The organism is Streptomyces prunicolor NBRC 13075, from assembly GCF_000367365.1.
Taxonomy (GTDB): Bacteria; Actinomycetota; Actinomycetes; order Streptomycetales; family Streptomycetaceae; genus Streptomyces; species Streptomyces prunicolor.
Genome location: NZ_BARF01000029.1, coordinates 16227 through 29463 on the forward strand (window position 1 = coordinate 16227; position 13237 = coordinate 29463).

Sequence of the window (13237 nt, forward strand, 5' to 3'; positions counted from 1 at the left end):
GCAGGTACTACGACTGCCTGCCCACCACGTCGTCCTGTACGTCGTCCGCCACCCCGGCCCGCGCCGGTACCGCGACCGCCGCCGCCTCGCCGTCGTCGTCCCCGCCGCCGTTGATCCGCTCGATCAGCGCGTCCCGTTCCGGGGTGTCCTCGGGCTTCACGTAGCCGATGAGGATGTAGAGGATCAGGGATACGGCCAGCGGTATCGACACCTGGTACTGGAGCGGGACTCCGCCGTCCACCTCCCAGTTGATCGGGTAGTTGACCAGCCAGAAGGCGAACAGGCCCGCCGCCCAGCTCGTGAGGGCCGCCGTGGGGCCGGACTTGCGGAAGGGGCGGAGCAGGCCGAGCATCATCGGGATCGCGATCGGGCCCATGAGACCCGCGACCCATTTGATGACGACGGTGATGATGTCCTTGAAGGTGGGCGAGTTGATCTGCGTGGCCACCGCCATCGACAGACCGAGGAAGACGACCGTGGTCACGCGGGCAGCGATCAGGCCCGAACGGTCGTTCCACGCACGGGCCTTGGCGGATACGACCGGTGCCACGTCCCGTGTGAAGACCGCCGCGATCGCGTTCGCGTCGGACGAGCACATCGCCATCGTGTGCGAGAAGAAGCCGACGACCACCAGGCCCAACAGGCCGTGTGGGAGGAGTTGTTCGGTCATCAGGCCGTAGGAGTCGGAGCCGTCCGGCTTCTGCGCGTGGACCAGGAGCGGGGACATCCACATGGGGAAGAAGAGGACCGTCGGCCAGATCAGCCACAGAGCCGCCGACAGGCGGGCCGAACGCTCGGCCTCGTGGGGGGTCTTGGTGGCCATGTAGCGCTGGGCCTGGTTGAGCATGCCGCCGTTGTACTCGAAGAGCTTGATGAAGAGGAACGCGAGCAGGAACACCGTGCCGTAGGGACCGACCAGCGGTTTGCCGTGGCCCTGGAGGGCCGGTTCGTCCCAGGCGCCGAGGAAGCCGATGCCCTTGTCGTTCAACTTCAGTACGACCGCCACGAACATGGAGACGCCGGCCAGCAACTGGATGATGAACTGGCCGAGTTCGGTCAGCGCGTCCGCCCACAGGCCGCCGATCGTGCAGTAGACGGCCGTGATCGCGCCGGTGATGAGGATGCCCTGGTTCAGGGACACACCTGTGAACACCGACAACAGGGTCGCGATCGCCGCCCACTTGGCCGCCACGTCCACGATCTTCAGCAGCATCCCGGACCAGGCGAGCGCCTGTTGGGTCTTGAGGTTGTAGCGGTTCTTCAGGTACTCGAGCGGGGATGCCACATGGAGCCGTGAGCGCAGCCGGTTGATGCGCGGCGCGAACAGCTTGGAGCCGATGGCGATGCCCAGCGCGATCGGGAACGACCAGGTGATGAAGGACGTGACGCCGTAGGTGTAGGCGATGCCCGCGTAGCCGGTGAACATCACCGCGCTGTAGCCCGACATGTGGTGCGAGATGCCGGACAGCCACCACGGCATCTTCCCGCCGGCCGTGAAGAAGTCGCTCACGTTGTCGACGCGCTTGTGCGACCACACACCGATCGCCACCATCACGCCGAAATAGCCGATGAGCACGGCCCAGTCGAGCCCGTTCATATGCGCCCTCCCACGATTGAGCCGGTTCAGCCCGGGGCTCATCGTGGGCGGTCGCGCGTGAGCACGACAAGTAAGCGCACGGTCAAGGGGGAGTAAAATCGTTCGGATTGATGTTCCGCGTTCAGCTATGTGAACTCATCGCATCAGCTCACCGGCGTTGACCAGCAACGACTGTCCCGTGATCGCCCGCGCCCGTTCCGACGCCAGGAACACCGCCGCGTCCGCCACATCCCCGTCCGTCGCCAGCTCGGGCAACGCCATCCGGTCGGCCAGCCGCTTCAGCACCTCCGCCTCCGGCACCTGCTCCGTGTGCGCGGTGAACTGCACGAACGCCTCCACCGGCGGCCCCCACATCCACCCCGGCAGCACGGTGTTCACCCGGATCCGGTACGGCCCCAACTCCCTTGCCAGCGAGTACATCGCGCTCGTCAGCGCCCCCTTCGACGCCGCGTACGCCGCCTGCCGCACCTGCGAGGGCGCGGCCACGGCCGACTGCGTCCCGATGAATACCACCGAGCCGCCGCCCACCTCCTTCAACGCCGGCAGGCAGGCCCGCGTCATCTTCAGCGTCCCCAGCAGATTCACGTCGATCACCGACTGCCAGGTCGCGAAGTCCGCGTCCTCGACCCCGCCGAAGTAGCTGTCCCACGCGGCCACTTGGACCACCGCGTCGACCCGCCCGAACCGCTCCCGCGCCACCGCCACAAGCGCCTCGCACTGCACCTCGTCCGTGATGTCCGTCGCCCGGTACGCCGTGTGCGTGCCGTCCGGATCGATCTCGGCGGCCGACTTGGCGAGATTCGCCTCCGTCCGCGCGCCGAGCACGGCGTTCCCTCCGTCCCGTACGACGGCGGCGGCGACCTGGTGGCCGAGTCCGGCCCCGACCCCCGAGACGACGACGGTCTTGCCCGCGAGCAGCGACATCCGATCCCTCCCGGGGTCTGGCGGTTTATCTGACGGGGCGTCAGAGTATGGGCGACCGGCGGAGGACGGAAGGGGAGCGACGTGAGCGAGGAAACCCGGAGCGACGTGTACGCCGAACTGGCCGCCGTAGGACCGTACGGAGTCCGGCCGGGGCATGCGCTGATCACCATGGTCGAACCGCGTCCCGGCCACGAGTACGCCTACAACCGCTGGTACGAGGACGACCACTACTACGCCGGCGCGATGGCCATGCCCTGGATGTACTCGGGCCGCCGCTGGGTCGCCACCCGCGACCTCCAACTCCTGCGCCGGCCCGAGAAGTCGGCCATCGCCGAGCCCGTCACCGCCGGCTGCTACCTCTCCACGTACTGGGTCACCGAGGGCCGCTACGACGACCACATGAAGTGGACCGTCGGCATCAACAAACGGCTCAATCGGGATGGGCGGGTGTACCAGGACCGTACACACGTCTTCACCGCGTTCCAGGACCACGAGGCGACCGTCTACCGCGACGGCGCGGCCGGGCCGAGGGACTTCCACGCCCTCGACCACCCTTACGCCGGGCTGGTGTTGGAGGTCGTCGACAGCGAATCGGCCGAGCAGCGCGCCGAGTTGCTGGAGTGGCTCCGCTCCCGCCACCTGCCCAAGCGGCTCGCCGGGTCACCGGCCGCGATGGTGACCGTCTTCCGACCGACCCCACTGCCGGGCGACCGCATGACCTACGTCAAGCAGGTCGAGGGGGTCGACACCCGGCTCACGTTGCTGTGGTTCCTGGAGGCGGATCCGCGGGAGTGCTGGGAGGAGTACTTCGCGGACCTGGAGACGCCGGTGGCCGAATCGGGGCTGGGGCGGGTGGAGTTGGTGGCACCGTTCATCCCTACGGTGCCGGGTACGGACAGGTACGTGGACCAACTCCGCTGACTGTTCAACGAGGTTCAGTCATTTTCAGCCCGTCCGGCGCTTGAGGACGAGGCCGTTCAGGCCGACAACGCCCGCATCAACAAACGCTCACTTCAACTCGTCCGGACATGGAGTACCCCGAGGCAACTGATAAGGCGCCGCCAGCCGATACGTCCCCGTCTTCGGTGCCAGCAACATCGTCCACTTGTCGCCCTTGAAGTCCTCCTCCGTCTCCATCAGGCACCCGTTGAGGTTGTCGTACGTCTTCGGCGTGCCTTCCGCACGGTGCTTGGACGCGTCGGTCTCCTGCGGGGCCTTGAGGCTCTTGCCCTTCGCGTCGACGATGCTCAGCCACGGCGAGTACGGGATACGGATGAGGATCCGGCCCTTCTTCTTCACCTCGATGGTCAACTCGCCCTGCTCCGCCCGGTCCACGACCGAGTTCGGCTCGGCGAGCGGCGTCGGGTCGGTGACCTGGAACAGCTGCCAGTTCGTGTCGCCCCAGACCTGCTTCAGATACGGCATCCCGCGCTGGACCAGGGCCCGTTCGCGCTCGCCCCCGTCGCCGTCCAGCTTGTCCTTCGGCAGCACGACGTAGTGGACGGCCCAGCGCTGGAGCCACTCGTGGTAGTTCGCCGAGTTGAGGGTGTCGTCGTAGAAGAGGGGGTTGCGCTCCATGTCGGCCTGGCGGTTCCAGCCGCGGGCCAGGTTGACATAGGGCGCGAGCGCGGAGGCCTCGATGTGGGACGCGGCCGGGACGACCTCGACGCGTCCGCGCTCGGCGCCGACCGTCTGCAACTCGTTGACGAGCGGGGCGAGTTCGTGCGACCAGGACGCGGCCGGGGCGGTGTTGATGACGTCGTCGACCGACTTGAAGCCGATCCAGCCGTTGAAGCCGACGAAGGCCAGCGCGATCGCGTACCACTTGCGCGAGCGCGGCACCGCGAAGGGCAGCGCGGCGATCAGGGCCACCCCGGCGAAGAGCATCGCCAGCCGACTGATGTTCGAGCCGATCTGCGAACTGACCAGCCAGACCAGGATGACGCCGATGCTGTACACGGCCGCCGTGATCCGTACGGTCTTCCACTCGCGCGGCACCAGGAAGTAGACGATCACCCCGGAGGCCAGCGGCAGGATCATCGAGCCGAACAGCATCGGCTGCGTCCCGGAGAACGGGAACAGCCAGGCGGACACGGCTACTACGGCCGCGGGTGCGAGGCCGAGAGCCCATGCGCCCGGCCGTCGCTTCTGCAGGAAGAGGGCCACAGCCACCAGCCCCACGAACAGTCCGGCCACCGGCGACGACATGGTCGCGAGCGCGGCCAGCGGGGCCGCGCACAGGGCCTTCGCCCAGCGTTTGTAGCGCCAGCGGTAGGGCCAGCAGAACACCACGGCCACCGCGCCGAGCCCGAACACCAGGCCAAGGCCGTACGTCACCCGGCCCGACGCCGCGTTGCACAGCAGCGCGAACACACCCGCGAGCGAGGCCCACAGCGGGTTCCTCACCGAGCGGCTGCGGATCAGGATCATGGTGAGCAGGCCGGCCGAGATGGTCCCGGCGATCATCATCGTCGTACGGACACCGAGCACCGACATCAGATACGGCGAGACCACGCTGTACGACACCGGGTGCATGCCGCCGTACCAGGCGAGGTTGTACGCCGAGTCCGGATGGCGGCCGACGAACTCCGCCCAGGCATCCTGCGCCGCGAGGTCGCCGCCACTGTTCGCGAACGTGAAGAACCAGACGACGTGGAGGACACCGGAGAGGAGCGTGAAGCCGATCACCGGGTGAGCGAGGAAGGGTGCGCGGAGGCGGTCGACGAACCGCGTCAGGCGGGTGCTGTTCTCACAGGTTTCGACCTCACAGGTTTCGACCTCACGGGTTTCGACCTCGCGGGTCCCGCCGTCGTCCGTGTGCTGGGCGCCGACCGCAGCGTCATCCGCCTTGTCTGTCGCGGTGTGCGCGGGTACGCGTATTCGCGGGCCGGTCACCGGGCCCGGATCGGCATCGTCGGCGCGTGTCGGCTCCGCTGTGGCCACCTGAAGGCACTCCCCGTGTCCCGTCTTCTGTTCCCGGCCGCGTTCCGTCCCGTTCCCGGCCTGTTCGACGCCGCGTCTCCCTCGACCGGCGACGTGCCCCGATTCGCGACGCTAGCACGCACCCCGCCGACGGGCTCCCGGGTGGGGGCCGCCGACGGGACGCGGTGACGCGCGCGGTGACGCGTAGCGCCTCGTGGGTCAGCCGAGGCGGGTCAGCTTGGACGTCAAGGCCGGTTCGGCGAGATCCTTCTGGAGAGCGACCGGCACCTTGACGGCGCCGCTCGAACCGTCGCCCACGGTGAGCGTGCCCACCTGGGTGCCGGCCTTCGCGGTGTGCGGTACTGCGTCGGGGGCGAAGGACAGCTTCACCTTCAGGCCCGCCCAGCCGACCGCCGCGACGTCCTTGGTGACGACGACGGGAGTGTGCCCGCCGAGCTGGTCGTCGACGTACCCGACCACGGTCCCCTTCTTCAGGATCTTCGCCGAGGTCATCGCGTCCTGCGCCGCGAGCATCGCCGTCTTGCTGACCGCGTTCACCGTGTCGATGATCGGCGCGGTGTGCTGGCCGAGGATCGCGCCGACGATGACGGCCGTCTCGCCGCCGACCTCCTTGGTGGCGGCGAACAGCAGGTTGCCGCCGGCCGCGGTGGTGGTACCGGTCTTGATGCCGAGCGAGTTGTTGTACGGCACCAGGCGGTTGTAGTTGGTCCACTTGTGACCGGACGGGTCGACCCAGCTGGGCAGCTTGGTGATGTCCATCAGGGCCTGGATCTTGACCAGTTGGTTGCCGAGCTTCACCTGGTCCTCGGCGGAGGAGACGGTGGTCTCCTTGAGACCGGACGCGTCGGTGTACGTCGTGTTCGTCATCCCCAGTGACTTCGCGGTGTCGTTCATCTTCTTGATGAACGCCGCCTCGGAGCCCGCGTCCCAACGGGCAAGCAGGCGCGCGATGTTGTTCGCCGACGGGATCATGATCGCCGACAGCGCCTGCTTCTCGGTGAGGACGTCACCGGCCTTCACGGTGTTGAGCGTGGACTCGCCGTCCTTGTCGTAGCCGCCCTCCTTCTCGGCGGTCGCGTCGACGGTGATCTTCTCGCCCTCTGTGCCGGCCTTCAGCGGGTGGTCCTTGAGGACGATGTACGCGGTCATCGCCTTCGCTACGGACCCGATGGCGACCGGCGTCTGCTTGCCGAAGTTACCCATCGTGCCGATGCCGTTGACGTCCATCCAGCCCTGGCCCTCGCTCGGCCACGGGAGGTTCGCCTTGTCGCCGTCGAAGGTGTACGAGTCGTCGGCGGTGAGGCTGAGGGAGGGGGTGGGGAGGGGGCGTACGGCCTGTACTACTGCAAAGACGATCGCCAGGAGGATGACCAGCGGGGTCCAGATCTTGACCCTGCGGATCGCTGTGCGGACCGGGGTCTCCGGGGGCGGCGGGGTGTTGGTCAGCTCGGCGAGGAGGTCCAGCGGGGGCTTCGGGGGGAGCGGTTGCTGGGTGGTGTGTTCCGGGCCGAGTTGGGGGACGGGGCGGGTGGTGTCCCTGCGGGGCGTTTCCCTGCGGGGCTCGTCGAGGGGCTTGAGGGCGACGAACTTGCTGGTGCGCTCGGGGGCGGACTCGGGGGTCTTCGGCGCCGTGGGGGCGGTGGGGGCCTTGAGCATGGTGGTTGGCTGGTCCACCGCAGGCTTGGGCGGGCGTACGGCCTTGAAGACGCTGGTGGGGTGATCGACGGCCTCGGCTTCGCGCTCGGCCGCCTTGGTGTTCCCACCCGCACCGCCCGTGCGGGTCTCGTCGTCGGCTGCGGGTGGCCCCTGTGGGGCGGACTCGTCGTCGGCGGCTTTCGGTTCGGGGTCGGCGGGGGTGCCGGTGCCTGCGGCTGAAGACGGGAGTTCCGCGTCCGTGTCCGTGTCGCCTTCGGCGGCTTCCGGCTCGGCGTGAGGCTTGGCGCCGTCAGGCCGTGTGCCGGTCGCGTCGCCTTCGGCAGCCTTGGATTCGGCGCCCGCCTGGGCCTCGGCGTCGTCCGCGTCGGCTTGCCCGACCTCGGCCGCAGCAGACTCGCCCGCCTCAGGAACCGTGTCCTCAGGCGCATCGCCCGAGTCGGTGTCAGCGGCTTCCGGGCGTGCGTCCGCGATTGCGTCGGCGACCTGATCGACCTCGGTCACGTCGTCGTCGGACTCGGACTCGGGCTCGGCGTCAGCCGCATCGCGCGCCTCGTCGCCGCCGTCCGGCTCGACCTCGGCGGAACTGTCCCCGGAGCCGGAGCCGGAGCCGCCAGTGGCCCCAGAGTCGCCACCACCGGCCTCTACGGCCTCTACGGCGCCCTCGGCGCTCTCTGCGTCCGTAGCGCCGGTCGAGGGCGTTTCCCTCGCGTCCTCGGCCTCCGCGCCTTCAGCGGGCTCCTCAGGGTCTCCCTCGGCGTCCTCGTCCGCGGAAGCGTCCTCCGCGGCTTCAGGGCCTTCAGCGTCTTCAGGGCCTTCGGCGTCAGCAACCCGCTCCGAGCTGTCAGACGCATCCGACGCATCCGCCCCGTCCGACGCATCCGGCTCATCGGCCTCCCCGGATTCGTCCGCCGACGCCACCCAAGCCGCCACGGCCTCACGCAACCGGGCATCGCCCCCTGCGCCCCCCTTGGCGGAAGGGTTCTGCGTGCTGGTGGGCTCGGAATCGACGACGGTGCTGCCCTCACCGGCCCCGTCACCCTCATCCGACTTGCCAGCCTCGGCCGATCGACCCGTCTCGGCCGCCTCCGCCTCCGCCGCCCGCAACTCCCGGATCGAGAAGACCTTCGTAGCCGTGTCCACGCCTCCGCCCCCGCCCTGGGCGGCCGTGGCCGGCGGCGTGGCCTCTCGGGCCACCGCCAGCCGGGGGTCCCGTTCACCCCGTGCCTCAGGAACCGGACTCGCGCTCCCCGGCGTCGGTTCTCCCGACGACTCGCGCTGCTTCGACCTGTCGGGGGACTCGCCCGCCACCGATGCCTCCTCCATGCGCCGCACGCGCCGCGTGCGTCAACCGAACCGACCGAGATAACCGAGTTAGCTACAAAAACAGCTGGAAAATCAGCTGGAAGTCAGCTGGAAAATCTCTTACCCGCAGTCCGGACAACGCATCAACACCGCTGTCCGAACCATGTACCAGTGTCCTGTGTGCGGGCTTAACCCCTGCGGTAGACGAGAACGACATACCTGCCGGTTCCATCACGAAGCGGTCACGCACCCTCGACAGACCAATGTGAGAGGGGTCACCCTGTCATTCATCCACGCGGGGAGGCATGGATGGGCAGGAGCCGCAGAACTCTTCCGGAAGAGCTTCTGTTGCTGGCATTGGACCCGGCCACGGGTACCACTGCACAGCCGCAGTCGCTCGACCTCGGTCTGGCCGGAGCACAGCTAGTGGAGCTGGCGCTGGCCGGACGGATAGCCCCAGACGGGGATCGTATCGCCGTGGTCGTGCCACGGCCGACCGGAGATCCAACTTTGGACTGCGCGTTGGAGTTGCTGCGAAGGCGTGGCGCTCCTGTACGTGCAGTGAACTGGATTGGCGGACCCCGACTGGGACTTCGCCAGACCTACCTCTCGCATCTGGAGCGGTGCGGCATGGTGCATGCCGTGGCGGGACAGATGTGCGGGGTGCTGCCGACGACTCGCTACCAAGCGACGGACAACGAGATCAGCCGCGAGATCAGGGGCCGACTCGATTCCGCGATCCGCACCGGCGTACCGCCGGACCCGCGGACAGCCGCGCTCGCCGCACTGGCGCACGCGGTCGGTCTGGGCAAACACCTGTATCCGGGTAATGAGGGACGCTCGTCCCGCTCCCGGCTGCGGGACCTGATCAGGCACGACCCCATGGGCGGACTCGTGGCGCACGCCGTGATGGACGTCCAGAACGGAGTGGCTGCACAGCCACGCCGCAGCCCGGCCCCGGCCGGCCGTCAGGCCGCGCCCGGATCAAGGCCACCGGAACCGGCTCGTGGTGTTCCGATGCAGCCGCACCGCGGCACCATGGCGCGCGCCGTGGCTCACTGAGCCGCAGTCCCACGGGACGCGCCAACACCGCGGAGCGGTTCGCACGACCGGCACCACCGCACGACCGTATGACTGGCGCCAACGCACCACCGCACCAAGGCGTCAACGCACCACCGCACGACCGCAGTACACGCACGCCGCACCGCCAGTCCCCAAGACCCGGTTCGGGAGCCGCTGGTCCGAGCGGGGTGGAGTAGACGTAACGTCACTCCACCCCGCTCGGCCGCATCTACGGCCGCCTCCGGCAACCCGAACCTGGCTCGTACCTGCCGCATATCCACCGTTTCCCAGCGGTAGAAACCATCTTGGTGGCAGTCTGCTCAACAGCAGATACGCAAAGTGGCAAGCAGTGAGCAGCAAGTAGCGGCAAGTAGCAGTAAGCAGTGGCAAGTAGAGGCATGCAGCCGGAGGTGCACGTTCCGTGGCGTCAAGTGTCAATCCCACCGTCAGGCGACGCCGGTTGGGCCAGGAGCTGCGTCGGCTCCGCGAGCTCAAGGGCATGACGGCCGAAGAGGTCGCCGAGCGGTTGCTGGTGTCGCAGTCGAAGATCAGCCGGCTGGAGAACGGGCGGCGCAGCATCAGCCAGCGCGACGTCCGCGACCTGTGCGGGGTCTACGAGGTCGAGGACGTCCGCATCGTCGACTCGCTCATGCAGATGGCCAAGGACTCACGCCAGCAGGGCTGGTGGCACTCCTTCGGCGACATCCCGTACAGCGTCTACATCGGGTTGGAGACGGACGCGGCGAGCCTGCGCGTCTACGATCCGCAGGTCGTCCCGGGGCTGTTGCAGACCCGGGAGTACGCCGAGGCGCTGATCACCGGGGCGTTGCCGGAGTCGGCTCCGGCGGACGTGGAGAAGCGTGTCCAGGTGCGTCTGCGCCGGCAGGAGCGCATCTCGGCCGCGGAGAACCCGCTGCGGCTGTGGGCGGTGCTCGACGAAGCCGCGCTGCGCCGCGAGGTCGGCAACAAGCAGGTGATGATCGGGCAGTTGGAAGGTCTCATCGAGATGTCCCAACTGCCGCATGTCACCGTGCAGGTGATCCCGTTCGCGATGGGTGCGCACCCAGGAGTCAGCGGTCAGTACGCGATCCTGGAGTTCCCCGACGCGGCCGACTCGAGCGTGGTCTACATCGAGGGCGTCACCAGCGACCTGTATCTGGAGAAGGCGCAGGACGTACAGAAGTACAGCGTGATGTACGAGCACCTCAGGGCCCAGGCCCTGAATGCCGACCAGAGCCGTGAGTTCATCTCGGACGTGGCGAAGGAATACGCGCGCTGAGGGGCTCCTCCGGGGAAGGTGCCGCACCGTACACCTTCCGCCAGGCGGGATGGAAGACACCAGGGGTATATGCCACCCGGTCGAGTGAATGGCCGCTTCGCCCACCGATGTTGGCGAGTAGCGTCGATCACGCCATCGAGCAACAACGTTGGCGCAAACCGTGTCCTGCGGATGGAGTGATGCGCGGGGCACGGCGACAGCAACTCAGCAACTGGTAATCGGAGCGAAAATGGCAATCAAGCAGGGTGCCGCGGGCGAGTGGGTCAAGTCCTCCTACTCGCAGGGCAACGGCGCGTGCGTCGAGATCAAGTCGCCCGTTCTGTCGGCGATGGCCGTCCGGGACTCGAAGGTCTCCGAGGGACCCACTCTGGCCTTCCCCGCCGACGCGTGGAAGGCCTTCGTGGCATCGGTCTAGATGTAGGGACAAGATCCGACAGCCCAACAACTCGACAGACCTCAAGACAACTCAACATGCATTACCGAAGAGCCCTCTCGACTGGCCGCCGTCCTTGCCGAGAGGGCTCGGCTTTTGTCGCGATTCACGAGTTCAGCCTTTCGAGGAGCCGCACGGACTCCTCGACCGGCAGCGCGACATCGGTGGTCAGTGACTTCATCGTCGGCTCGCCTCATCAGGGCCGCACCTGCCACGCCCGAGGAAGCGCTGCGCTGGCTGCGTGAGCAGTTCGACGCCTGCGCCCCCGTGATGTGCCCCGTTCAGCAACGCACGTTCATCCCGGACGAGTTCAGGTTCGGCCTCGCCCTGTACGAACTGCGCTGCGGCAACGCCCTGTCGTGGGGCTTCTGGCTCACCAACGCCTCGTACCAGGCGATGTCGCTGATCGCCGTGGGTGACTCCACGACGTGCGTGTGCCATCCCCAGTGACCCCGGCTCGGAGGGAGGGGGAGCGCGGCTACTGGGCCTCCTCCACCGGAAACGCCACATCGCACACCGGATCCCCGGCGCCCGCCGCGCCCCAGTCCGCGAAATACACCTCGCGGCACGGACCGGCGTACCGCAGCCCCTCCGCGGCCACCCACCGCTCCACCGCCTCGAACGCGGCCAGGATCTGCGGATGGGCCACCTGCGCCTTCGTGATCCGGGTGTACGCCAGCGTCCGGGCCGGTTCCACCCGTACCGCCGTCTGCCGGGCCCGCCCCTGCCCCGCCGCCCAGGCCCGCGCCGCCGCCTCGTCGGCGACCGGTACGCAGGCCTCGGCCGGACCGTCGCTCTCCATCGACACCTCGGAGTGGTAGACGACGAACGGCGCACCGCTCACGCCCCCGCACTCCTCCGCCGCCGCCTCAAGTCGCCCCAGCGAGGCGCCGATCCAGGCCGGCAACTCGTCCGCGAGGGTGTGCCGGGTCTCGGTGATCAGCACCTGTTCCGGTACCTCGACCGTCTCGACCACGAACTTTCCGTACATCTCGGAGCTCCTCCCCGAAAGGCGTGCACGGAGGTACTCGGCGAGCGTGCGCTGCCCGGCGATCCGGGTCTCGACGTCCGTCCAGTACGCGGCGAGGAGTTCCGCCGCGTCGGTCCCGTCGGCCTCGACCACCTCGGCGACGCGCGCCAGCGGCATGTCCAACTGCCGTAGCAGCGCCACGAGTCGGGCCCGCTCGACCTGGTCGGCGCGGTAGTAGCGGTAACCACTGACCTCGTCGACGTGAGCCGGGGACAGCAGCCCGAGCCGGTCGTACAGCCGCAGCGCCTTGGCCGAAAGCCGCGCCCGCACCGCGAACGCGCCGATGGTCAGCAGTTCGTCGTCCGCAGAGTCCACAGCGTCCACCTCAGCCATCCTCCGTCACCGGGCGGTATCTGTCCGCCCGGCGACAAGGACGCTCAGCCCTGCCCCAGGGGCAAGGTCAACACCTGCCTACGACAGTCCTGGACAGTCCTAGGCGACGGCGGTCTCCACCGCCGCCACGACCTCCGCCGACTCCGGCTCGGTCTGCGGGGAGAAGCGGGCGAGCACCGTGCCGTCGCGGCCGATCAGGAACTTCTCGAAGTTCCAGCGGATGTCACCGGTGTGGCCCTCGCCGTCCGCGAAGCCGACGAGCCGCTCGTACAGCTCGTGCCGGCCGTCCCCGTTGACCTCGACCTTCTCGGTCAGCGGAAAGGTCACGCCGTACGTCGCCGAGCAGAACTCGGCGATCTCCTCGGCGCTGCCGGGCTCCTGCCCGAGGAACTGGTTGCAGGGCACGCCCAGCACGGTGAAGCCCTGCGCCGCGTACCGCTCCTGGAGCCGCTCAAGGCCCGTGTACTGGGGGGTCAGCCCGCACTTGGAGGCCACGTTCACCACGAGGACGGCCTTGCCCGCGTACTGCGAGAGGTCCGCCGAGCCGCCCTTGAGCGACCCGATCTCGACACCGAGGGGACCCGTGTTCTCTGTAGTCGTCATAACCGGATGCTAACTCCGGTAAATGTCGCTCTCCCCACGGGGCCATGAGCCTCCGTATTCACGGGCCCGCCCACC

General features: G+C 68.4%; 11 protein-coding genes. 5 read left to right on the forward strand and 6 right to left on the reverse strand.

Features of this window, described 5'->3' with window-relative positions:
• Positions 1-7: 7 nt before the first annotated feature.
• Together SPR02S_RS13035 and SPR02S_RS13040 are read right to left on the reverse strand one after the other, a co-directional pair.
• Entirely contained in the window at positions 8-1597 is a 1590-nt protein-coding gene (locus tag SPR02S_RS13035) for a sodium:solute symporter family protein (RefSeq protein ID WP_019057409.1), read from the reverse strand.
• Between the two features lie 135 nt (positions 1598-1732).
• Positions 1733-2521: an SDR family oxidoreductase gene (locus SPR02S_RS13040; protein ID WP_019057410.1), complete on the reverse strand. Its 789-nt coding sequence runs from the start codon at positions 2519-2521 to the stop codon at positions 1733-1735.
• Between the two features lie 81 nt (positions 2522-2602).
• Between SPR02S_RS13040 and SPR02S_RS13045 the strand changes: the two genes are divergently transcribed.
• Positions 2603-3442 carry a hypothetical protein gene (locus tag SPR02S_RS13045; RefSeq protein ID WP_019057411.1) on the forward strand — a complete coding sequence of 280 codons (840 nt, stop codon included), beginning with the start codon at positions 2603-2605 and terminating at the stop codon, positions 3440-3442.
• Positions 3443-3529: 87 nt separating this feature from the next.
• Here SPR02S_RS13045 and SPR02S_RS13050 read toward each other — a convergent pair whose 3' ends face one another.
• Together SPR02S_RS13050 and SPR02S_RS13055 are read right to left on the reverse strand one after the other, a co-directional pair.
• Positions 3530-5464, reverse strand: coding sequence for a DUF8823 domain-containing protein (locus tag SPR02S_RS13050; RefSeq protein WP_019057412.1), 1935 nt, complete (start codon positions 5462-5464; stop codon positions 3530-3532).
• Positions 5465-5662: 198 nt separating this feature from the next.
• Complete coding sequence (locus SPR02S_RS13055) at positions 5663-8260, reverse strand: D-alanyl-D-alanine carboxypeptidase (protein WP_019057413.1); 2598 nt, start codon at positions 8258-8260, stop codon at positions 5663-5665.
• A 471-nt stretch (positions 8261-8731) separates the two neighbouring features.
• On the opposite strand from SPR02S_RS13055, the gene SPR02S_RS13060 reads away from it, so the two are divergent.
• The 4 genes from SPR02S_RS13060 to SPR02S_RS63000 all read left to right on the forward strand — a co-directional run bounded on the left by SPR02S_RS13060 (position 8732) and on the right by SPR02S_RS63000 (position 11646).
• Positions 8732-9484 (forward strand): GOLPH3/VPS74 family protein, encoded by a 753-nt coding sequence (locus SPR02S_RS13060; protein WP_026150485.1) that lies wholly within the window; start codon positions 8732-8734, stop codon positions 9482-9484.
• Positions 9485-9905: 421 nt separating this feature from the next.
• A complete protein-coding gene (locus tag SPR02S_RS13065) occupies positions 9906-10763 on the forward strand; it encodes a helix-turn-helix domain-containing protein (protein WP_026150486.1) in 858 nt (285 codons plus the stop codon).
• A 229-nt stretch (positions 10764-10992) separates the two neighbouring features.
• A complete protein-coding gene (locus tag SPR02S_RS13070; RefSeq protein ID WP_019057416.1) occupies positions 10993-11178 on the forward strand; it encodes a DUF397 domain-containing protein in 186 nt (61 codons plus the stop codon).
• A gap of 189 nt (positions 11179-11367) precedes the next feature.
• Positions 11368-11646: a hypothetical protein gene (locus SPR02S_RS63000; RefSeq protein WP_158697809.1), complete on the forward strand. Its 279-nt coding sequence runs from the start codon at positions 11368-11370 to the stop codon at positions 11644-11646.
• 28 nt (positions 11647-11674) lie between these two features.
• Here SPR02S_RS63000 and SPR02S_RS13080 read toward each other — a convergent pair whose 3' ends face one another.
• Positions 11675-12559, reverse strand: coding sequence for a MerR family transcriptional regulator (locus SPR02S_RS13080; RefSeq protein ID WP_019057418.1), 885 nt, complete (start codon positions 12557-12559; stop codon positions 11675-11677).
• Between the two features lie 99 nt (positions 12560-12658).
• Positions 12659-13162, reverse strand: coding sequence for a glutathione peroxidase (locus tag SPR02S_RS13085; protein WP_019057419.1), 504 nt, complete (start codon positions 13160-13162; stop codon positions 12659-12661).
• Between the last annotated feature and the right edge of the window lie 75 nt (positions 13163-13237).

Coding starts and splice junctions, on each gene's coding strand:
- SPR02S_RS13035 (WP_019057409.1), bottom strand. CDS start 1,597: ATGAACGGGCTCGACTGGGCCGTGCTCATCGGCTATTTCGGCGTGATG.
- SPR02S_RS13040 (WP_019057410.1), bottom strand. CDS start 2,521: ATGTCGCTGCTCGCGGGCAAGACCGTCGTCGTCTCGGGGGTCGGGGCC.
- SPR02S_RS13060 (WP_026150485.1), top strand. CDS start 8,732: ATGGGCAGGAGCCGCAGAACTCTTCCGGAAGAGCTTCTGTTGCTGGCA.
- SPR02S_RS13070 (WP_019057416.1), top strand. CDS start 10,993: ATGGCAATCAAGCAGGGTGCCGCGGGCGAGTGGGTCAAGTCCTCCTAC.
- SPR02S_RS13080 (WP_019057418.1), bottom strand. CDS start 12,559: ATGGCTGAGGTGGACGCTGTGGACTCTGCGGACGACGAACTGCTGACC.
- SPR02S_RS13085 (WP_019057419.1), bottom strand. CDS start 13,162: ATGACGACTACAGAGAACACGGGTCCCCTCGGTGTCGAGATCGGGTCG.